This window comes from Gelidibacter salicanalis (assembly GCF_016469035.1).
GTDB lineage: Bacteria > Bacteroidota > Bacteroidia > Flavobacteriales > Flavobacteriaceae > Gelidibacter > Gelidibacter salicanalis_A.
Window position 1 is genome coordinate 23102 of record NZ_JAEHJZ010000009.1, and the last position, 23145, is coordinate 46246.

Below are 23145 nucleotides of genomic sequence, written 5' to 3' on the forward strand. Positions count from 1 at the left end.
ATTTGCCCAATCACTCTAAGTGAAATTGCTTTCAAAAACAAGTTGTCATTTTTAAGTTCTCTTACCAGGTCATGCTTTAATGGGTGTTTGCAAACTTTTTACCTGTTTTACCGGACACTGATGATAAAAATCATGTTTTAAATTAATCTCGTCTTGAAGGCCCTAATTTGACTTTACTTTCGGTTGGATTGGGATGATGTTTGAGAACTGTAATCAGTCAGTAACTTTTAAGTTTAAAAGTTTGATATTGTAGGGTGTTTAATCGACTGGTCATTTTTATGATTGGCATTTTAGTTTTTTATTTAAGTAACTTATTGTATGTTTTATAACCCTTGACAAAAACAATTCTTTTAAATAGACCTTCGCTAAACTCTTATTTTTGTGTTGATTATGACTTATAGTTAATAGTTGGATCTATTTTTTTCGTTAGCTTTATGAGATAAACAATAAATAACTGTAAGATTTTGAAGTCTAACTTATTAATAAAGACTATTATTTTTATTGCAATTATTGGTTGTAATAGAAAAAATGATACTGTTTTAATAAGCTATCCTTCAGGAAATGATGTGGTCTCATATTCTTCCCAATTATCAGCTCCTCTGGAAAACCCTTCTTTTGATCTCACCTATTCAACGGAACAATTAGATAACACCAATGGACTTTCCAATAGTTCAGTGAACACTATTTTTCAAGATTCGAACAATTTATTATGGATCGGTACGTGGGATGGCTTAAACAGATATGACGGGAATAGTTTTAAGATATTTAGACCGGAATTGAACAATGAGAATAGTCTTACCAACCAAGTCATACTTAAAATTGATGAAGATAAGTCTGGGTTTATTTGGGTATTGACCATTCATGGATTAAATAAATACCATAAAAAGTCGAACACCTTTAAAAGATACTTCTTCTCGAGAGATGACAAACCGCCACTGTCAGAATCAGAATTCCATATGGCACTTGACGCTTCCAAAAATGTCTATTGTGCCGTTAAAGATTGGGGCATTGGTTATTATGATGGTACGGCATTTCAAAAACTGAAGGGTGAGGGGCTTCCGAAACATTCCGTTAAGAAAATGGCATTTGCTCCAACCGGGAAACTGCTTATCTTACTGAACAACAATCGGTTTTTTGCCGTTCAAATTGAAACGTCTTCTGATGGCGTTAAAAAAGCGACCCAAATTGATGAGATTTCTAATCGTGCAACGGACTTTGAGCTGTTCTCCAAAAATGAAATTTGCTATATTACGGAATCCAAAAATTTAGTGTTGTACTCCATTCAAGTTGAAACACACCAACTGCTAGAAGAAATCCATTCCGAAAGTATCATCTCCAAAATTAAAGAGGGCGTTTTGTTACATAATGCTTCAGGCTATATTATGGTAAATAATCTTGGTGAAATTGTTTCTAATACATGGATTGAGAAACTTAAAAAACAAAAAATAACAACGGTTTTACAGGGCACTGAAAATATTATTTGGACAGGAACAGATGGCGACGGACTTTTTAAATCCTATCCACAAAAAAAAGTATTCCATTTAATTTCCAAATCACAAGTCCCTGAAATAGAAGGCGGCATCATACGTTCTTTTCTGGAAATAGAAGGGCATTCATTTTGGATAGGGACAAAAGGAAATGGTTTGCTCCGTTTCCCCAGTAACTTTTATTTAAACCCCAATGCAACTTTAAACTATCAAAATTACAATGAAAGTAATAGCTCCATAAACAACGCTGTGTTTTCGCTTTGTAAAGGTCAAGATGATCTTGTTTTTATTGGTACTGATGGCAATGGCATTAGTGTTTTTGATCTGAAAAGGGATAAGCTCATCAGTTGGGCAGAGATCATAGGGAGTGTATCTTGTTCCTTTTTTAAATCTACCTATGCTATCTATCAAGACGAACATGGATTTATTTGGGTGGGTACCAATGGTTATGGGATGATTCGTTTTAAGTTATCCCGTTTTGGGGATGATCTAAAAATAGCTGATTTTAAACATTATTTGGCTCAAGGCAACTTAGAGGGGGCTTTAAGTAGCAACATCGTTTTTTCAATTGTGCCTAAAAATAATGATGAACTTTGGATTGGTACCAGATTGGGTGGATTACATCTTTTTGATAAGGATACCCATCTATTTAGAACCTTCAAACATATTAAAGACAATTCACAAAGTTTATCAAACAATGATATTTTATACCTCCATACAGATTCAGAAAAAAGACTCTGGGTCGGGACGAGTTTAGGACTCAATTTGCTAAAGGAAATTAAGGGAGATTCCGCTCCTATATTTCAAAATTTCACAACTAAAGACGGACTTCGCAATAATACGGTTCATGGTATTGTGTCAGACAAAAGCTCCAATCTTTGGCTAAGTACAAATTCCGGGTTGTCTAATTTCATTGTAAAAGATTCAAAATTCATTAATTATACAAAGAACGAAGGCTTACAGGATAATGAGTTTTCAGATGGTGCCATCTATCAACCTCCCGGGTCTGATTATATTTTTGCTGGAGGTGTTAAAGGCTTTAATTACTTTAGATCCTCCCGTATTAAAGAGTCAGACGTTATTCCTAACATCCTAATTGATCAAATTAGCGGACAGAATGAGGACGTTCCCTACTATCAAGGCTTGGTAATAGCTCCAAATTCAAATACAAGTCCTTCTATTGTTTTAAACCATGATCAAAATTTCTTTGATCTCGAATTATCGGCTTTAACCTATATCAATAATGAAAAGAGCCAATACGCTTACAAACTGGATAATTTTGACCAAGACTGGAATGTCATAAATAATAGACGCACTTTTTCGTTTACCAACGTTCCAAAGGGAGACTATGCGTTATGGCTTAAATGGTCCAATAGCGATGGTGTTTGGGGGGCGCCAGTTCGCGCGATCAATATTCAAATTAGGCCTGTGTTTTGGCAATCTAATGTAGCAATAGTGGGCTACGGTGTTTTACTGCTCCTTTTTCTTCTTTTCGTGTGGAGCTATTTTAGAAAGCAGTATAAATTGAGACAAAACATTGTTTCTCAACAGAGAGAAGAAGAAATTCATCAAAACAGACTTAATTTCTTCACCAATGTTGCCCACGAATTTCAAACACCCCTCACATTGATTTTGGGCCCCATTCAGAAGCTTTCAAAATCTACAAATATGGTCAGCACAGATCAAAAGTTTGTCAGGATGATTGAAAGAAACGCTTCAAGATTACTGTTTTTGACCCAACAGCTGCTCGAATTTAGAAAGGCGGAATTTGGACATTTGGGAGTATCCATAAAGCAGTTTGACCTTGTGAATCTGGCTGAGCAAATTGCTGAATTGTTTGATGAATGGGCATTTCAAAAGAATATAGACTACAACGTGGAAATTCCTTCAGAATTATGGGGTTGGTATGATAAAGATAAAATTGAAATCATTCTATTCAATCTGTTGTCCAATGCCTTTAAATATACTCCTGAAAACGGAAAGATCACTTTGATCTTAGCTCTGGAAGGGAGTGAACAAAACACTTTGTACATTAAAGTGATCAATTCAGGAAAGGGCATTCCTAAAGATAAATTAGAATCCATATTTGACCGCTTCTTCTTGGCTGATAATACAGCGGGTACTGAGAAGTTCAGAACAGGAATTGGATTGGCGTACTTAAAAAAATTGGTGAACCTATTGGGAGGAGACGTAAGTGTTTCAAGCGAAGAATTTAGAGACACTACGTTTAAAGTTTGGCTGCCTTGTAGTCAATCTGCTTTTAAGGATCAAGAATTGGATTATGATGAAGCTCAGGTGTTGATTTCGGACCATTTACAAAATATGATAGAAGATGTAACCGGAAGGTCTCATTTGGGTCTCAAAAAAATATCTGCTCTCGAAAACCTTTTAAATAGAAAAAGATCTATTTTGATTGTCGAAGACGAGAAAGAAATCCATGGGTTTTTAAATGAATTATTAAAGGACCACTATAACATAGTTACTGCTTTTAATGGCGTGGAGGCCATGAAAATTATACAAGATGATGAACCTGATCTCATAATTAGTGACGTCATGATGCCCGGAATGGATGGGATAGAACTTTGTTGTAAAATTAAAAGCGATATCAAAACCTGCCATATTCCTTTTATTATGCTCACGGCAAAAACCAACGTGATACACCGCATACAAGGCCTAGAAAGTGGGGCAAATGCTTATATTCCAAAACCGTTCCATCCGGACCATTTATTAGTTAGAATTGATAAGCTTCTTGAGGAAAAAGAAATGATTTTAAAACATTTTACTCGAGATACTATCGTCGAAAGCCTTATTAAACTCCCTGTAGATACTGATGATAAGGAGTTTTTAGTTCAGGTTATTGACATTATTCGTGATAATATCGAGAATGAACACTTGCACGCCTCCTATATTGAAGAAAAATTAGCCATAAGTAGTTCGCAATTATATTGAAGGATCAAACAAATATTTGGATTTTCGCCAGGAGATTTAATCAGGACCATTCGCTTAAAGCATGCGGCAGAACTCCTAATAAAAAGCAATCTTACCGTATCTGAAGTGTGTTATCAATCCGGATTTAATAACCGATCTTACTTCTATCGGGAATTCAAAAAAACCTATAATACGACGCCCAAAGAATTTCAACTTCGCAACAAACACATCAGTGACACATAGTTAACTATCTTAATTTTAGAGTATTAAATATTTGGTGTACACTTTTGATTAAATAGTGTACAGTATTTCTTAGGACTCCCATATATCTTTAGGTAACGCTTTGTTCTCTCAATTGATAAACAACAATAGTGGTTATGTCAAATCACCTATATCTCTAAAATCATGAAAAAGAATACTCAAATTATTAACTGGTTTAATTCACTTTTATTATGAAAACGCAAATTAAGTATTGCCTACAAATAATTGTGGTCTTGTGCTTTGGAAGTGCTATATATGCACAAACTGTTACAGGTGTTGTTTCAGGAGCTGACGGTCCATTGCCCGGGGTAAATATTATTGTAAAAGGAACTACCAATGGTGCAGCCACCGATTTTGATGGAAGTTATAGCATTACCATCATTGACCCTCAGGCTATTTTAGTGTTTAGCCAATTGGGGTATGAGACCAAGGAGGTTGCTGTAAATGGGCAGACTGTAATTAACGTTTTAATGACAGAAGATTTACAGGCCTTGGATGAGGTGGTTCTTGTGGGCTATTCCTCAAGAAAGAAATCAACCTTAACTGGTGCTGTTTCTGTGGTAGATATGACCGATCTTGAAAAAACGAGAGTTGTCAATGTTACACAAGCCCTGCAAGGTCAAGTTGCCGGGGTTCAGGTAACTGCCAGTACAGGAGCTCCTGGAGACCCCATAGAAGTGCGTATTCGTGGCGAAGGGACCATAGGGAATAACGATCCGTTATATGTTATAGATGGGATTCCTACGCGTGACATCAGTTTTTTAAACCAAGCGGATATCAAGTCCATGTCCATCTTAAAGGATGCTTCTGCGGCCGCTATTTATGGATCGCGGGCCTCTGGTGGCGTCGTGTTGATTACCACCAAAAGCGGCCAGGTAGGGAAAGTGAGTTTTGATGTGGATTATTATACTGGGATCCATTATGTTTCTAATCTTCCAAAAATGCTCAATACAGAACAGTATATCAATACGGTGGAAAAAGCTTGGAATAATTCCAGTAGAACGGGCACCAATCCTTATACTGCAGATCGAGGAAGGGCTGATTTCTCAGATACAGACTGGCTCGATGAATTGTTTGAAACAGGAAAATCCCAAAACTTGCAATTTACAGCAAGTGGCGGAAGTGATAAAATTCAATTTTTGACCTCATTGGGGTATTATCATCAAGATGGTATTGTGGTATATGATCATGACAGCTATAAGCGATTAAACTATAGAACCAACCTCAATGTGAATCTCACAGAACGTTTGAAAATTGGAACGAATCTTCAATTGACTTACGCTACCCAAGATAAATTATCGTCTAAAGGTGATGAACCTGGTATTATCAGGCATGCCTTATTAAGACCGCCGGTATTAGGCGTCTATAAGGATATCAATGACCCAACCTATTCTGTAAGAGATCCGTTTACTGATTTGCCTTTTTATGTCCATAAAAATAGAGATAATGGCGGCTGGGAAAGTGATAAGTATGAATGGTCTCAAAATCCGATTGCATTGGCATATTTTACAGACGATGTACGACGTAATTTTAGAACTTTCGGAAATATTTACGCTGAATATGCATTCTTAAAAGAGAAGTAACTCACTTTTAGAACCAACATTGGGGTTGATCTATCGTTTTTTCACAATAAAATATTTAATGAAAACTTTGGCGATGACGATGGCGGCGGAAATGAAACAGACCAAGGTTTGGGAAGACAGAACCGTCCAAATAATTTAAATGAAGACCGTGGCGAATCCCGTACCATTACCTTTAACAATACGCTTAATTATGCAAAAACCATCAATGACAAACATGACATTAGTGTATTGGTGGGGACTGAGTTTATTGATAATTATGACTCCTCAATTGGAGCCAGTAGAATGCGGTTTGATATTACGGACAAAACCTTTAGATATATAGATTACGGGGGTACGGAAACTGATTTGTGGAATGGTGGAAGTGCTTCAGAATGGGCCTTGTTTTCATTTTTTGGATCGGGCACTTATGTGTATGACAGCAAATATATGGTGACGGCAAACTTTAGGGCTGATGCCTCTTCGCGTTTTTCTGAGAATAATAGATGGGGGTATTTCCCTTCTGTTTCGGCAGGTTGGAAAATATCAGATGAGAACTTTTTAAAAGATGTGTCATGGCTATCGAATTTAAAGTTGAGAGCAGGGTGGGGTCGATTGGGAAATCAGGAAATTGATAATTATGCCTTTTTAACGTTAATAAGTCAAACAGATGGTAAAGTTGTTGTAAAACGCTACGGAAATGACGATTTAAAATGGGAAACTTCTGAATCGAGCAACTTTGGTATTGACTTTGGTTTTTTTGATAACAAATTATCCATCTCTACGGATTATTTCGTAAAAAGAACAACAGATATTTTGTTGCCCGTGGGCCTCCCAAGTATTGTTGGAGATGTCTCACCTACTATTGTAAATGCGGGTGAAGTGCTCAATAAAGGCTTCGAATTTACCTTAAACTATAGAAATTCAGATAACGAATTTAAATATGGCATCAATGCAAACTTTGGAACCTTGATCAACAGTGTTGAACGATTGCAGACGAGAGAGGTTGGACAATCATTAAATTCTTTTTTCGGTTATAAAATGGTTGGTATTTACCAAAATCAGGCCGAAATTAATAGCTATTTGAGCGGCACCCCAAACCCAACTGCAAAGCCTGGAGATATTAAATTTGCCGATCTAAATAATGATGGTATCATCAATTCGGTTGATAGAACATTTACAGGTGACGCCATTCCAGATCTTACCTATGGACTGTCTTTATCGGCAAAATATAAACGCTTTGATTTTTCGTGTCTTTTTCAAGGCGTAGAAGGCGTTGACAAATATAATGATGCTAGGAAAATAGTGGATTATGATACCAGACCCTTCAATTATACCACAAATATTTTAGGAGCTTGGGATGGTGAAGGCAGTAGTAATACAATACCAAGAGTGACGTTTGAAGATAACGGCAGTAGCAAGGAATCCAGTATTTATGTTGAAGACGCCTCGTATTTCCGACTTAAAAATGCGGAAATTGGGTATACCTTAAATGGGATGATGGGGGTACAGGATATCCGTCTCTATATATCTGGTCAAAATCTATTCACAGTAACCAACTATACAGGTTTAGATCCAGAATCTACTGATACGGTTGATAAGGGCACTTATCCATCCTCATCATCGGTCTTATTTGGCGTAAATGTTAAGTTTTAATATTTTAAAAATACGAGTTATGAAAACAATATATAAAAGTTTAATTGCTGTAGGTGCCTTTTTAATAGTTGTGGGGTGTAATGACGAATTAACAAAGGATCCCATCGGGCTTTTGACCTTAGATCAGGTGGACACCAATCCTACCATAAACACTTTGGAATCTTCGGTAAATTCTTCTTACCAGTTGCTTTCCAGCACCTTAAACATTGTGGGCGAATGGCAGTGGGATGATGGAACGGTTACTCGGAATGATTTTATTTTGCATGACATTGCCTCAGGAGACATGAACAAAAAATGGAATCCAGATGGAGATCAAGCCTGGATGGATGAAATAAGTGCTTATAGTTTTACGGCAGATAACGGTGCTTTTAATGGGATCTGGCTTTATGATTATGAGGGGATTAACAGAATCAACCTGGCAGTAAGTTATTTGACAAATCCAGAAATAATCCAGTCGGTTGGGATTAGCGAAGCACGCAAAAACCAATTGCTGGGCGAGTCGTATTTTTTAAGAGCTTTTTATTATTTTGATTTGGTAAACAATTTTGGCGGAGTGCCACTGTTAACAGAGCCTCTTACTTCTTTTGCTCAGGCTTATGAGGCGGCGGTCAGAGTCCCCGAGACTGAAGTTTGGGAACAGATAAATGCTGATTTGGTTGCCGCCAAAGCCTTGTTGCCAAATGCTAAATATCCATCCCCCGCTGAACCTTGGAGAGTCTCAAAAGGAGCAGTCATTGCCTTGCAGGCCAAAGCGGCTTTGTATAATAAAGACTGGGGAAGCGTCATTAGCTTCGTAAACGAATTGGAGGCGCTTGGTTTTTATAGTCTGAATGCCAATTATTTTGACAATTTTGATGTGGATAAAGAATTTTCCGATAACGAAGTGATTTTCGCTTACGATCATATTTCAAATCAAAATCCGAGAAAAGGAAATGGTTTGAATGCATTGATAGGGTGGGGATTTGTTGCGCCAACAGAAAGTTTTATAAATGAATTTGAGCCCAACGATCCGAGATTGCTGTATACCGTAGACGTACCTAACCAGAATGTTTCAAAATTATTGGGAAATACTGTGGGGGATGACAAAGGGAATGATGATGCACCAAGCAATAAAATATTTATACGTTATGCAGATGTTTTACTCTGGAAAGCAGAAGCTCTGAATGAAACAGGCGACTATAGCGGCGCCATCGCGGTGATAAATGATATAAGAAATAGAGCCAGAACGACACCCACTGCTGATGGCTCTGTAACACCTCCCGGAACCTTGGCGGCCAGACCAAATTCTACTGACCCTGTACAAATAAAAAATTGGTTAATGCATGAGAGACGCGTGGAACTCGGTTTTGAATCGCAACGATTCAATGATCTAAAAAGATGGGGAATTGCCCAAGCATTTTTAACAGGACTTGGAAAAAACTTTCAGGACAAAAATTATCTGTATCCAATTCCACAGGGCGAAGTTGACAAGTCGGCAGGCACCATTACCCAGAACCCAGGTTACTAAATGAACAAAGATTAAGGATTATTTGAGTTAGTTATAGGTAATCTTAAAGAAGTAGTTTATCTACCATATTCTACTTCTTTTTTTTCGAGTGAAATTCGATTTTTGGAATCGCGCTAAAACCAATACTTGATTGTCCGTAAACCATCATAATGATATCAATTGATTCATTACACTAACATGTATATATCATCAAAAAAAAACAAATATTTGATTTTTTTCCGCGTAAATCTGCGAGATCTGTGGGTTAATTTTTCCATACGCTTAGTTGTATTTCCCGCTGATTACGGAGATGTCCGCAGATTTTTTTACTAGTATGGCAAAAAACGAATATACAAAACTGATCACACCAAAAGATCTAAGTTGTCCCGATAGGGATTAGGAGAATCTGGATTTTTAGAGGGATCTGGGTGTAATACTTTAGACTTAGGCCATCTTAAAAACCATTTCAATAACCAATAAACCACATATGAAATGAGCGACATTGCAATGAGATACAAGCAAAATCCAATTTTATCTCCTCAAGATCTAAACCCCAGCAATCCAAAGATGATGATTGAGTGTTTGCTCAATCCGGGTGTTTTTAAATTTAAGGGCAAAATAGGATTGGTGGTTAGGGTAGCCGAAAGGACCATTCAAAAAGAGGGTTTTCTGTCGGTACCCATATATGATAATTTCGGCAAAGTTGAACTGTTGAACTTCAAACTGGATGACCCCAAATTGGAGGCCTCAGATGCCCGCGTGATCAACTACGATGGCGTTGATTATCTCACCACCATCTCGCATTTAAGGGTTGTATGGAGTGACGATGGCATCAATTTCTCTAAGCATACGTCGTATCCATCGCTTTTTGGAGAAGGAGAATACGAATCGTATGGTATTGAAGATTGCAGAGTCTCGCAACTTGAGGATACTTACCATTTAACGTATACCATGGTCTCACCAAACGGGGTTGGGGTAGGGCTTCGCATTACAAAAGATTGGAAGCATTTTGATAAGAAAGGCATGATTTTTAGTCCCCACAATAAAGATTGCGCCATTTTTGAAAAGAAAATAAACGGTACATATTACGCACTCCACAGGCCCAGCAGTCCGGAATTGGGAGGCAATTATGTTTGGTTGGCAGAATCGCTAGACGGTCTTCATTGGGGGAATCATAAATGCATTGCAAAAACTCGTACCGGAAAGTTTGATAGTAAACGATTGGGCGCTGGTGCAGCTCCTATAAAAACAGAAAAAGGCTGGCTGGAAATTTATCATGGGGCCACTGAAAAAAATAGATATTGCTTGGGTGCTATGTTGTTGGATTTAAATGATCCTTCCATCGTCCTTGCGCGTTCCGAGGCACCCATCATGGAACCCATTGCCGATTACGAACAAACGGGATTTTTTGGGAACGTGGTTTTCACCAATGGCCATGTGGTTGATGGAGATACTATTAGAATGTATTATGGGGCATCAGACCAACATGTGTGTTTGGCCAACTTTTCAATAAGACAAATACTAAAAACACTAGAACACTAATGATAGATTTAGCAAGGGTAGGTTTAAGGGATTTTACACGAAGTGCGAAAATATTAATTATCACCAATACAATTTATGCATTTGTACTGCCGGTGATTGATATTTTCGTGGCTTCCTATATTATGCGAAATTCAAATGATCCTTCCAAGGTCATCCTATACCAATTGGCCATCTATGTTGGTATTCCCATTACCTTTCTCATCAATGGGTATTTGTTGAATAAAGTCAATGTTAAAAAACTGTTCTCATTAGGGATGCTTCTCAGCGGTGTATCCATGGTGTTTATGATGTCTTTAAAGGAAATCGATTACTTTGGGTTGATAGGTGCAGGACTGATTATGGGGATGTCCTTTGGTCTGTATTGGGCTAACCGCGACTATTTGGTGCTTTCCACCACACAGGACAGAACCCGGAATTTTTATTATGGTCTGGAAACTTTTATTTATACCATCATCGCATCAACGGTGCCGTTTTTAATTGGTTGGTATTTGATGAAAGGCCATGCAGATTCAGACACCATGTCTAATGAAGCCGTAAATTCTGGCTACCGAGTGATCACCACTATCGTGTTTTTGATTACGCTTCTCGCCTCCATTGTATTTCATTTTGGTACTTATGATAAGCCAAAGAGTGAAAAATTTCTGTATTTTAAATTTCACAAGCTTTGGAAAAAAATGCTTCAGTTATCCGTGTTAAAAGGACTGGCTCAAGGTTTTATTGTTACAGCACCAGCCATGTTGATGATGAAATTCTTCCATTCTGAAGGCGCCTTAGGGTCTGCCATTTCTATAGGTGCTATTATTGCGGCAGTCATCATGCTAATCTTGGGGAAATACTCAAAACCCAAACACCGATTGGTTATTTTTAGTATTGGACTGATCTCTTTTTTTCTCGCTGCGTTCTTTAATGGTCTGCTGTTCAATACCACTGGGGTGATTTTATTTATGTTTTTATTGTTGATTGCTCGACCTATTTTGGATATTGCTTACTTTCCTATTCAGCTAAAAGTTATTGATGTCCTATCAAAATTGGAAAATAGAAATGAATTTTCCTATATCTTGAATCATGAATTTGGCCTGTTTGTTGGACGTTTTATAGGAGCGGGAACCTTTTTGGGTATCGCCTTTTTTGTTAATGCCGATATTGCTTTAAGATACGCTTTACTCATTATCGGAAGTCTACAATTGCTTTCAATACTGATTGCCAAGCAACTCTTAAAACAGCAAGCAACTTTGGAAAAGGAGCTGTTGGATAAAGAGGTTTTGGAAGAAACCCCAGTAATTTCTAACCCTATAAGCACAAAATAAAATGATTGATAAAAAATTCATTCTAATTCTATTCATTGGATTACAGTTTCTGTCTTGTAAAACGGGATCTTCTAAGTTTGTTAGTGAACATTCAATCCATCAAATTCAGTTAAGTAGAGTAGAGGCGATGCCTAATTTACCAGAACCTTTTAAGATCATGGATTTTAAGGAAATGGCAAAAAAGTTTGACGCCTTGGTGTATGATGAGACACAAACGGGAGACTATTGGCCCCTCATTTGGACGGATGACTCCCGTAAAAACTTTGATCAAGAGACCTTTGGGATTTATACCGCGATGGGCGATTTAAGACAGGGACCCCAACATAACGAGGGTATCTTTCATGAATCCTTGGCAACGGTAGGCTCTGTATTTGGAGCAACTTTGGTAGGAATCGATAAGTCAGATCAGCACGGTAAGAATTATGTTGCCATGCTGAAGAATTATTATAATTCTGAAACCAAATGGAATATTGTAATGAACAACACGTCTCCAGAGGTGGCAATGCTGGGTGGGGGCTATGGACGGGATTGGTGGTATGATGTCTATCCAAATGTGTTGTTTTATGGTCTGGCAAATTTTTATCCTGACGAAAAGGATTATAACGAAATTTTGCGCTCGGTGGCTGATAAATTTTATGAAGCCGATGCGGTTTTAGCCGGAAACTATTCGCATTCCTTTTTTGATTACGCCACATTAGCGCCTCAAGATAATTGGATCTGTAAACAAGAAGATGCTGCCGCAGGCCATGCCTACGTATTGTATGCGGCCTATCAGAAATTTAAGGAGCCAAAGTATTTGGAGGGTGCCAAAAATGCGTTAGAAGCACTTCTCGCACAGGAAGATAACAGATTTTATGAAATTTTAATGCCATTTGGAGCCTATGTGGCAGCACGTTTAAATGCTGAACAAGGAACAGATTACAATTACACTAAAATTCTGGATTGGACTTTTAACGGTACCTCCGTTTGTAGGGAAGGTTGGGGTGTGTTGGTGGGCAATTGGAACGGGTATGATGTTTCTGGAATTGTGGGAAGTACGGTGGATCATGGCGGATTTGGTTTTTTGATGAACACTTATGACACTATGTGGCCACTGGTGCCTATGGTCAGATACGACCAGCGTTACGCCAATGCGATAGGCAAATGGATGTTAAACGCCAGCAATGCCTTAAAATTATTTTATCCTTACGAAATGCCTGACCAACATCAATCCATCCCCGAATTAAAACACCATACCAAAGGGGTTATCGCTTATGAAGGTCTGATTAAAAACTCACATTTTGAGCAATATGAACAAATCGCCGCCCCCATCGCCATTGGTGATGGTCCCCATTGGGTAGAGGGTAATCCAGATGTATCGCAGTTTAGCGTTTATGGAAGCGGGCACGTGGGTATTGCTGGTGCCATTATTTCCAAAACGAATGTGGAAAATATACTGCAATTGGATGTATTGGCGACTGATTTCTACCGAGAAGCAGCATTCCCGTCGTATCTCTATTATAATCCCAATCCGGAAACTAAAACGGTTACCATTTCTGTCGGCAAACAATCCTTAAAGATCTATGATGCCGTACAAAGAAAGTTTCTTAAAGAAAATGTAAAAGGTGATTTCACATTTAATATCCCAAAGGAACATGCAGCGCTCTTGGTGATGGTACCTCAAACCGCCATCTTATTAGAAAAGAACGGTAAATTATATGCCGATGATGTTGTGATAGATTATAGATATTCAGAAAACTAAACGGCTTGAAAGATGATCGCGTTTTATATTAAAATAAGAACCCTATGGCTATTATTAGTGTTCTGTTTTATAGGAACCATAGGGTGGAGCCAAGACCTTAACCTCAAAGTTATTGGAAATGCTCAGGAAGGCTTTATGGTGGATATTTATAAGGGTAGCCAATTAATGCTTCGTAACACCGAAGAATTTCAACTTAAAGTCACCAATTTGGATTTTAGTGAAACCACCGAAATCAAAGATTGGAAAGGTTCAGAATGGACGGGTGATGCCAATTTGATAATCCTCTCAAAAGAGACCTATTTATCAGATTTCGATTTGAATGTATCCATGACGGTCACTTATGAAGTTATCAATGCCAATGTCGTCAAAAAGACCATTGATTTATTTCAATCGGGGATGCCAACCTTATATTATACGCTTAAAGAAAATTTTAAACCGGCACATCAACCCATTAAATATGTCACTTTTGAACATGATGATTTTCCGGGTGGATTTGCCCATGAATTGTTCCCATCCGCTGGCTTTGTGACTTCTAACAATCTGTTGGTAGGCATTTTGATGGACGCTGGGTATAAAAACCATTATACACGCTCCACACGGAGACGATTTAACGGTCATGGGGGTGGGTTTGTTGGCATGCGAAAATTACCTGATCCAGAATTGGTTTCCGTAGCCACAATGGATGAAAGAGCATATGGGAATCATTATATCCAACAGAAATTTGGGGAATGCTACGATTTGGATCAGGGAACGAAAATCGACTTAAAAATCACTTCCGATTTACAAAATGTTGAAGGTGTTGAGATGGAACAGCAATCAGAATCCCTGACACTGCATGGTAAACCTGGCAGTCGTTCTGGTTTTGAAGTCATCGTGCCTTTTGAAGATCAAAAGACCTATACTATCTCATTTCTTTCCAAGGGAAATGCTCCCATAGCTCTGAAACTGTTCAGAATTAAAAACGGTCAAAAGACAGTAGAATTAGAGCATGGTATTAAATACATCGATCAATTTCCCATTAAAGAAAATGAATGGATACTTTTTAAAGGCAGCGTATTGGTTCCTTATATTGAAAATGATAGTGTCTCCCTGTTTCTTGGAACCCAATCTGAAAAAGAAGCCACTATACAGGTTAAAGATTTACAAATTGTAGAACATGAACCTTTAAAACGACCCTACAACAAAATGGAAATGGGTGAGAAGGCCACAAAAACAAGTTATGTGTTTGTTGAGCCCTGGGTGGACCATCATGATTTTGTGATTTCTTCACAATCCCGTCTTGCCGAAGGAAAAGGATTTAAAGGGTCGTTAATTGAGAAACTATTGTACGCCAACTTAAATATGCTCACATGGATCACTTCTATTGCTGATGTTACGCCTTTGAATGTTCCTAATATGAATTATGCCCCGGACATGTATAATCGGGATGCGTTCTTTTCCATAGTGTCCACTTATAATGAAGACTTAAATTTGAAAATTTGGGGGCAATGGGCAAAAACCCAAAATTCCAAGGGTGCCGTAGCGACCATCATAACCCCCTATATGGGAACGATTGAAGCTAAAGACAATGAAGCCACGATTCACTTTCTAATTTGGGCCTTGCTCAATAAAAGACGTTTTGATGTGACCTTGCCTAAAGACAAAATCGATAAAGCTGTGTCGTATGTCCTCAATGAATTTGACCCAGATCGAGATGGGATCTGTGAGTCGCATTTCACTTTAAGTCAAATCGATATTAATATATACGAACCTAAAACGGATAAACTGGCGGTCAATCAGGGGATGTTTGCCATTGCATTAAAAACCATTAGGGAACTGGGCTACGAACTATCCGATGAATATATTCAGAAAGCTGTGGCAGGCTATCTCAATTTTTATGATGTAGAACGCAAACATTTAATATTTGATCGCGATTTTCCCGATATCATAACCATGACCGATTTAGAACCCGAATTTTTCTCGTTATGGTTGTTCAATGAACCTATGTTGACGGACGACATGGTGATCCATCATTTGGAGCAGATGCCCATCTTAAATAAAGTGCCAAATTCGCCGCACCCTGAGTTTGGAACCACGGCGCCCGTATGTATTCGATTGGATAACAGTGACAAGGGTTACTCTTATATGACCGCAGATTATCAGCCGTTTAGAGAATTTGGAGAAGCTAATTATAAAGACGGTGCCAGAGATGGCTTCTATTATAACGGCGGGAGTTGGCTACGACCGGAATATTGCGCGTATGTGGTTGGACACAGACACGGCTGGAAGAAGGCAAAAGCCCTCATGGAAAACCGGGCTTGGGCAGAAATCAACCTCAATCCGAATTGGCCCTATAGCAAAGAGTTTATTCCCACAAAATGGAAAACTACCGATTCTTGGTGGCCCACCACCCGAGGCTTGAGTTGGAATGTATTTATCCTCATGGCCAATGAAGTTGCTGGACTACGCACTTCGGATATGGATCCAGATTATAAAAAATAGAAAAATTAATGTACTGAGAAGAGGAGGAGGAGGAGTTTTTAAGGGATCACTTCAAGACTTGATTACCAGATATTTTAATTTGGAAAGCACCATTAGTAATTCCTCATAAAATAACTCTATTAATTGACGGGTTGAGCTTAACGCCAAATAATGATGTCATTATAAATCTTTTTCCAGCACTTCGATAAAATGATAAAATGTTTTTTTAGAGATGCTCCAGTCCGGCGGTTTAATATCACCCCAAGCTTTGGGAGTGTCCGACATGTTAAAATAGTTCACTCCAATTATCTGTTCATGTTTACGGATGACTTTTGCAGCGTCTTCTAGCCAGTTGGTCTGAAAGTCTTCTGGCCCCTTTACCCCAAATTCCGTAATAAAAATAGGCTTATTTATAAAACGCATACGCCGGTATTTACGTTTAAAAATGGTTGCAAAAGTTTCTTGTTTTTTAGGGTCGGTAATGTTTTTATCGGGTAGGCCGTATATGGCAATACTGATGTAGTCAACAACATCATTTCCAGGCCACCATTCAATAGAACCCCTGTCTCCAGCGGGACCCCAAACTCTCTTTATATTGGATGGAAGTGGATTTTTAAAATTCATGAAATAACGAAATGACTTGATGTAATCAACCGGATTCTGACTTTGCCATGGGTAGCGGGTAATTGGAATTTCCATTTCGTGGGCATAACGCAAATACACCTTTCTTTTTGTGGCTAAAATGATGTCATACAAATGGCTGATGTCCTTATCGTATTCTCCCTTAGTTACCTGCTGCAGAACGTTTAGGTCCGTTTCTCCATTGGTGTTTCGAAACGGTTCAAAAGTAACTATGATATCATGTTCGCGTTTTTCCACATTGTTAAAACTTTCTTGGAACGAGCCATTGCTAAGATTACTGAAATCGGCAAAAAGATGCTCTACAGTTACTGGTTTTTCTTCATTTAAGAGTGATTGTGGATCGTAAAGTCCTATTTCAATATGCCGCTGTTGCTCAAGTTCATCATCCAATTCAAACCGCTGGAAATTATCATTTGAATAGATGATGTCTCTGTTTTCACGAATGTGAGTGGACAGCTCAGCAAACAGTTGATCATTAACAGCATCCTTTACACTTGGGTTTGACCCTAACACAAAGATGGGTTTATCAATAAATCTTAAGCGATGTACGCGTCTCATGATATCGTAGTGAATAGGATAATCGTTTGGATAGACCTGAAGTAACTTTTCCGAAGCACTGTTTAGGGTTACGGTAGCCGCATCCACAAACTCGTCGCCTGGGTAATATTCCATGGCACCTGGATAGGAAGCTGGTGCCCAAACTATCTTTGCCTGCGGAGCATAGGTTTTACACAATTTTGAAAAATGTTGAAAAGCTTCTATATACTTTGCTTCCAGTTGCCAAGGATATAATTTTACAGGTACTTCCATTTCAGGATTAAACCTGAAGTAAATATTTGATCGATTTCCAATTAAATCAGTACACATTTTTTGGAGAATTTTGTCATACTTCCCGTTGACCACATCTGACAGCGGATTGTTTCCGTAAGTAAAGTGTTTCTTCGCCCAGGTTTCAACAGTAATCATGACAGGAGTATGTTCAGGAATTTGAGCTAACGCTTCCTTTTGAATAGGCCATTGTTTTTTATTATAAAGCTTTAAAGTAAAATGAGAAAAAGCTTCAGCAGTTTGGAAAGGCGTTTCTGATGTAAACGAAACTTCCGCTATAGGTACCGAAAGATTTGCTTTAAGGGTATTATCTTTTCCAAAGAGATTAGAGATAATATTGAAATGGATGGCCAAGTAGCCTATAAGCAATAGGAGTGCACCAACAGTGAGTATGTATAGAAAAATTTTCTTCATAAAAGGGGTGTTTTAAATTAAATAGCTTCAACAATTAAGAGGGCATGGTTGTATACTTTATTGGTCTTCTTTTAAGAGTTGTTTCATAAACTTATCCTGAAACTGGACCCAGGCAGCTACTTTACTTCTCGCATTAATCAGTTCTACTTCCATTTCAGTAGTGTAAAGATTATTGAGCTCTTTGGGATCTTTTTTTAGATTATAGACTTCAACCGTATTTTCAGTTTCATTAAAAATATATTTGAGGTCCCCATTTCTATAGCCAAACAGATAATCAGACCACGGTGCAAAATAAAAACCTTCAGTTGAAGAGGTGCTCAATAGATCACGTCCTTGCCAAGTTTCAGGTATGTCAACGCCAATCACAGGAAGTACCGTTGTAGCCAGATCTTTCATGCTTGCAATATCTGTAACGCGCTCACCATTAAACAAGGTGGAATTTATAAAATACAATGGCACCTTTAAATTTTCTTCGTAAATACCGCTTCCATGTCCGTATTGTGAATGCTGTCCAAAGGCCTCCCCATGATCGCCCGTAACCACAACTAGGGTGCTTTCTGCCAATCCTCTATCTTCCAACATTTGCATCACCATACCAACAAGTTCATCATTGCGCTTCAAACAATTAAGATACCTGTTGAAACTAAGGTTCGACACGCCAAAATCCTGTTCTTCATCTTCAAAGAAATAAGGGTAATGACCTTGTACGGTCCAAAGCATGGAGAAAAAGTTTTGGGTTGTATCTGTGTCGAGCCAACTTGATAATCGGTCTGCTAAACATAAATCGTTGATTCCATTGCCTTCCGTAAAGGTTTTATCAGCTAAATGGAATTGGTCGTCACAGCTAATCTTTGAGAAATCTTCGACGGTGTCGAACCCCCGATGGGCCAAATACGCGTCGCAATTTTGAAATCGGAGATCAGCGGATGTGAAAAAAGAGGTTCTGTAACCCTTATCATTAAGTAAAGAAGATAGTGTTGGATGATCAATATCTGGATTTTCTTGCGTAATGCTTTTAAAGGATAAATCAGGATACATTGACGCAAGAATTGAAACCAGGGAGAAATTTGTTGCGGGACTGTGCGCATACATCTGATCGAAAATTAAGGCTTGTTTGGCGTACTTGTTCAAATTTGGGCTTAATTGGAAGTTTCCGCCATAAGCATCAAAATACGCAGACCCGGCAGATTCAAGTACAATAAACAGTACGTTCTTTACTTGATGATCTTTTGCAAGGATCAGCGGCGTTTTTAGAGGCGTACTTTTGGCAGGATCAAAAGGCGCTTCATCTGCACTGAGATCTGTAACGAAAAAAGAGGCATTTGAATTGGCGGTTACCATGGAATGAACAAATGCTGTGATAGGATTTTCTGCCTGTCCTTTCGACCAAATGACTTGGGTTTTAAATGAAAAAAACACTAATACCACCATCGTTAAGCCCAGAAGTGATAGTGTAATGTATTTTAAATTCTTTTTTGCAGTCAATAGTTTATACGAGCCATGTAATATTTTCGCCAATAGAAATAGTGAAATGCAATAGGCTATTAAATTTACAATAATGCTAATGGATATATTCTCCTGTAAAGCGGTTTTTGCTTCATCACTACCCAAAAAATCCGAATAATAGAGCCATTGGTAAGTAAAAGGTTTTCCTAATAAAATAACAGTGGTAATATTTGAAAATGCTGCAACCGTTGCAAGAACGGCAAACAGTATAAATAGGACTCTAATTGCATTTTTGATTTTAGTACTCTTTATCAATAGTGTGGCCAGACCAACTACAATTGTAATACTGACCACAAAATTAAAATCACTAAAACTAGCTCTAATAACTTTAACAATAAGTTTCGGGTTTTTGGTATAACTCACTGGATCAAACCCAACAATTTCAGAACGCGCAAGCGCTTGAAGTAGGATTAAACTAATGCTAAGAAACACGATAGTTTCAAAATGAGATGGTGGCTTTATATGACCCATCCTTTTTTTCTGTATGATATACAACACAAGCAAAACCACTGTAAAGAAAATTAGTACCAGCCAACCTTTTGTTAAGAGTTTTGATTCAGTTTTATGACGCACCTCAGCATAGTGGGCAGTCTTTGTGAGGGGAGCATCATCCACAATTAGGATCTGTCCATTGGACTTTAAATCCCAATAATCAATATAATGGCCTTGTTTGTTTTTAGTAATCCAAAAATTATAGTTGAGTTTATAATTTTGTGGAATTTTTATTTTTATTTTAAAGGTATCTCCAGAAGCATACATGGGAGTGTATAAAAGTCCGTCAGTAAGTTTTGTGTTATCATTTAACGCAGCAAGCTCACCCAATGGGAGATCTTCAATAGACCATGCCAGATAAACCGAACCGGATTGTGGAGCGATGTAATTGATTTCCTTTTCAAGGATGGAAAGCTTAGAATTTAAGCCCGCCAATGAATCCTGAGCCAATACCTTGGTGTTTTGAGCAGAACTAGAGTGATGAACACTTCCTAAAAAGAAAAATATAATAGTGATTATTAGTAGCCGGCATTTTGTATTCATAATCTTATTTAAAGGATCTGACGGTAATAAGTTACCCGCCGGATGGGCAGATGGGACATGTCTGGTATTTTGTAGGCTAAAGATAAATGTATTCTTATATCATTATATAAATTAATTCATTATTGTCCGATAAAGAATAAAGATCCTGCCTCGCCGGCAGGCAGGCGCTGCGCTTATAGTCCCGATGGCTATCGGGAAAAGAACAGAGATTTGATTATAACTGACTGATAAACAATCGTTATTCTAAATTAAATTTGCCCAATCACTCTAAGTGAGATTGATTTCAAATAGCAAGGTACCATTTTTAATATCTCTTACCAGGTCTTACCTTAATGGGCTTTGTAAACTTTTTACTTGTTTTACCGGACACTCATGAATTAATTGTATTTTTTGTAGCTTTTTTCGCCTGATCTGGTTGGTAAAGATCTGATCTTGATTAAAATCGTTTTTTCGGACTTTGTTTACAGGTTCGGGATGCCGTTTTTTAACCAGGAGTTTTATGGTTATACTGAACCTGATCTTTTTTATGATCTAGTTAAAGGTTAAAACCCTGTAATTTGAGTGCAGTTGCTTTAGTTTTTATAAGCTTTTAAGCGTATGTTGTCATATCGACAGTGCGAGGAACGAGTGACGAGAAATCTTATAATAATATGATTCCTCTTCGTGCCTCATTCGGAATGACAAACTATTTTCAGAAAAGAATTTCATTCTTTTGTTTAAAACTATGGATTTCTAATCCATAGTGGTTTATTTTGAGTGGCTATTGATGTATTGTACTGCAACACTGTGACTTCTTTTAGCGTGTGAGAATGGGAAGCGGGGTTGTCCTTATTTATTATCAAGTAGTTTTTTGTTGAGTATGTATAAATGCCGTCAAAAGTTTACCTATAATCTGTAGGTTTGTTTATATGCTTTTATAATTTGCAGGTACCAATTAACGGTTATGAAAAAGAAAGCCCATATCACTAAAAAAGTAAAAACCCCTTGGCCAACTAAGAAGGCTATGGAACAGGTGTATGCCATGAAACTGTGGGGCAACAATCACTCTGAATTTTATTCTGGTGAAGGGTCGCATCAGCCAGATTTAGTGAATCCGTATATCGATGTTTTAACACGGTTTTTAATTTCTTTTGAAACTCCGCTGGTGGTATGCGATTTAGGCTGTGGCGATTTTAATGTTGGCAAGGACTTGGTCAAGTTTACTGATCAATACATTGCGGTAGACATTGTAGCAGATCTTATTGAGCACAATAAAGAACAGTTTAAAGAAGATAATTTGGACTTTCAGTGTCTGGATATCGCCGTAGATGCTTTGCCCGTTGCGGATTGTGCTATAATAAGACAAGTACTGCAACATTTATCCAATGCTGAAATACAGCGTATCGTACCCAAATTAGCTAATTTTAAAAATATTGTTGTTACAGAACATCTGCCGGAAGGCGATTTCATCCCCAATAAGGACATTATATCAGGACAAGGCACGCGACTCAAAAAAGAAAGCGGCCTGAACCTCGTGGTCTCACCATTTAATTTTAAGGTTAAGGCAGAAAAAATATTGAGTTCTGTAAAGTTAAATCAGGGTAGAGGGGTGATTGTAACCACACTGTATACTGTTTTTTAGCGCCTGTTAACTAGTGGTTGATTCTTATGGTTCTCATAATTGTGTTCTGACTTATAAACGTTACTTTTGAAATCCTAAATTGTTTGTTATTAATCTATAGTGTATGCCGTATCGAGATGTGTTTGTTCTTTTCTGGGAGCAAGTAAAAGAAAGTATTGAAGAAGGCCGCTTTGCCAAATTAACCATGGCCAAAACCATAGGTAAGCCTGACTTAAAAAATATATTTGTCCGACCAATCTATTCAGAGGAGGGCTTTAAGGTATTAGTGAAAATGCGCTACAAATTAAAAGAAACGGAAGATGTAGAAAACGAAATGACCTTAGATGAGGCGTTTGTGTTTTTAAAATCGCATCTTAAAATGTCTTTTTGGTCTGTGCTTTTATTTACCACCACAAAGGATGTCACTTTTAAAATCAATAAAAAGGATGCGGGCAGAATTACCGAGAATTTGCCAACTTTTCGCGATGTGACGCAAGCCAAGAATGATGTCTAGCAACGTTCGCTTTGGTAGTGCGTTTATTTATATCGCCTTAATCGACCTAATCAAATAGGATTGTAGGCAGATAATGCTGCGATAACAATTCGTCAAGTAGATCGTCTTTATAACACCACTTCCCATTTAACTTTGAGGGATTTTAAATATTAAAATCGACCTGTTATTTATATTCATTC

General features: G+C 37.9%; 11 protein-coding genes and 1 pseudogene. 10 read left to right on the top strand and 2 right to left on the bottom strand.

What is annotated here, in order from left to right; genetic code table 11:
• Positions 1-464: 464 nt before the first annotated feature.
• The 8 genes and pseudogenes from JEM65_RS05870 to JEM65_RS05905 all read left to right on the top strand — a co-directional run bounded on the left by JEM65_RS05870 (position 465) and on the right by JEM65_RS05905 (position 16448).
• Positions 465-4436: a response regulator gene (locus JEM65_RS05870; RefSeq protein WP_199598006.1), complete on the top strand. Its 3972-nt coding sequence runs from the start codon at positions 465-467 to the stop codon at positions 4434-4436.
• 12 nt (positions 4437-4448) lie between these two features.
• Complete coding sequence (locus JEM65_RS05875; protein ID WP_307810544.1) at positions 4449-4658, top strand: helix-turn-helix domain-containing protein; 210 nt, start codon at positions 4449-4451, stop codon at positions 4656-4658.
• Positions 4659-4867: 209 nt separating this feature from the next.
• Positions 4868-7891 (top strand): annotated as a pseudogene (locus JEM65_RS05880) (SusC/RagA family TonB-linked outer membrane protein).
• Positions 7892-7910: 19 nt separating this feature from the next.
• Positions 7911-9398: a RagB/SusD family nutrient uptake outer membrane protein gene (locus JEM65_RS05885; protein ID WP_199598007.1), complete on the top strand. Its 1488-nt coding sequence runs from the start codon at positions 7911-7913 to the stop codon at positions 9396-9398.
• 471 nt (positions 9399-9869) lie between these two features.
• Positions 9870-10919 (top strand): glycoside hydrolase family 130 protein, encoded by a 1050-nt coding sequence (locus JEM65_RS05890; protein ID WP_199598008.1) that lies wholly within the window; start codon positions 9870-9872, stop codon positions 10917-10919.
• A complete protein-coding gene (locus tag JEM65_RS05895) occupies positions 10919-12226 on the top strand; it encodes an MFS transporter (protein WP_199598009.1) in 1308 nt (435 codons plus the stop codon). The genes JEM65_RS05890 and JEM65_RS05895 overlap by 1 nt, the downstream gene beginning before the upstream one ends.
• Before the next feature lies 1 nt (position 12227).
• Positions 12228-13967: a hypothetical protein gene (locus tag JEM65_RS05900; protein WP_233530541.1), complete on the top strand. Its 1740-nt coding sequence runs from the start codon at positions 12228-12230 to the stop codon at positions 13965-13967.
• 12 nt (positions 13968-13979) lie between these two features.
• Entirely contained in the window at positions 13980-16448 is a 2469-nt protein-coding gene (locus JEM65_RS05905; protein WP_199598010.1) for a hypothetical protein, read from the top strand.
• A 159-nt stretch (positions 16449-16607) separates the two neighbouring features.
• On the opposite strand, the gene JEM65_RS05910 is transcribed toward JEM65_RS05905, so the two are convergent.
• Both JEM65_RS05910 and JEM65_RS05915 read right to left on the bottom strand, forming a co-directional pair.
• Positions 16608-18311: a hypothetical protein gene (locus tag JEM65_RS05910; RefSeq protein WP_199598011.1), complete on the bottom strand. Its 1704-nt coding sequence runs from the start codon at positions 18309-18311 to the stop codon at positions 16608-16610.
• A gap of 57 nt (positions 18312-18368) precedes the next feature.
• Positions 18369-20852, bottom strand: coding sequence for an LTA synthase family protein (locus JEM65_RS05915; protein ID WP_199598012.1), 2484 nt, complete (start codon positions 20850-20852; stop codon positions 18369-18371).
• A gap of 943 nt (positions 20853-21795) precedes the next feature.
• Between JEM65_RS05915 and JEM65_RS05920 the strand changes: the two genes are divergently transcribed.
• On the top strand, positions 21796-22473 hold the full coding sequence (locus JEM65_RS05920; RefSeq protein ID WP_199598013.1) for a class I SAM-dependent methyltransferase: 678 nt from the start codon (positions 21796-21798) through the stop codon (positions 22471-22473).
• 103 nt (positions 22474-22576) lie between these two features.
• A complete protein-coding gene (locus JEM65_RS05925; RefSeq protein WP_199598014.1) occupies positions 22577-22966 on the top strand; it encodes a hypothetical protein in 390 nt (129 codons plus the stop codon).
• Positions 22967-23145 lie beyond the last annotated feature (179 nt).

Excerpts from the sequence above, each read along its gene's own strand:
- JEM65_RS05885 (WP_199598007.1), top strand. The coding sequence starts at position 7,911 with ATGAAAACAATATATAAAAGTTTAATTGCTGTAGGTGCCTTTTTAATA.
- JEM65_RS05890 (WP_199598008.1), top strand. The coding sequence starts at position 9,870 with ATGAGCGACATTGCAATGAGATACAAGCAAAATCCAATTTTATCTCCT.
- JEM65_RS05895 (WP_199598009.1), top strand. The coding sequence starts at position 10,919 with ATGATAGATTTAGCAAGGGTAGGTTTAAGGGATTTTACACGAAGTGCG.
- JEM65_RS05900 (WP_233530541.1), top strand. The coding sequence starts at position 12,228 with ATGATTGATAAAAAATTCATTCTAATTCTATTCATTGGATTACAGTTT.
- JEM65_RS05905 (WP_199598010.1), top strand. The coding sequence starts at position 13,980 with ATGATCGCGTTTTATATTAAAATAAGAACCCTATGGCTATTATTAGTG.
- JEM65_RS05910 (WP_199598011.1), bottom strand. The coding sequence starts at position 18,311 with ATGAAGAAAATTTTTCTATACATACTCACTGTTGGTGCACTCCTATTG.
- JEM65_RS05915 (WP_199598012.1), bottom strand. The coding sequence starts at position 20,852 with ATGAATACAAAATGCCGGCTACTAATAATCACTATTATATTTTTCTTT.
- JEM65_RS05920 (WP_199598013.1), top strand. The coding sequence starts at position 21,796 with ATGAAAAAGAAAGCCCATATCACTAAAAAAGTAAAAACCCCTTGGCCA.
- JEM65_RS05925 (WP_199598014.1), top strand. The coding sequence starts at position 22,577 with ATGCCGTATCGAGATGTGTTTGTTCTTTTCTGGGAGCAAGTAAAAGAA.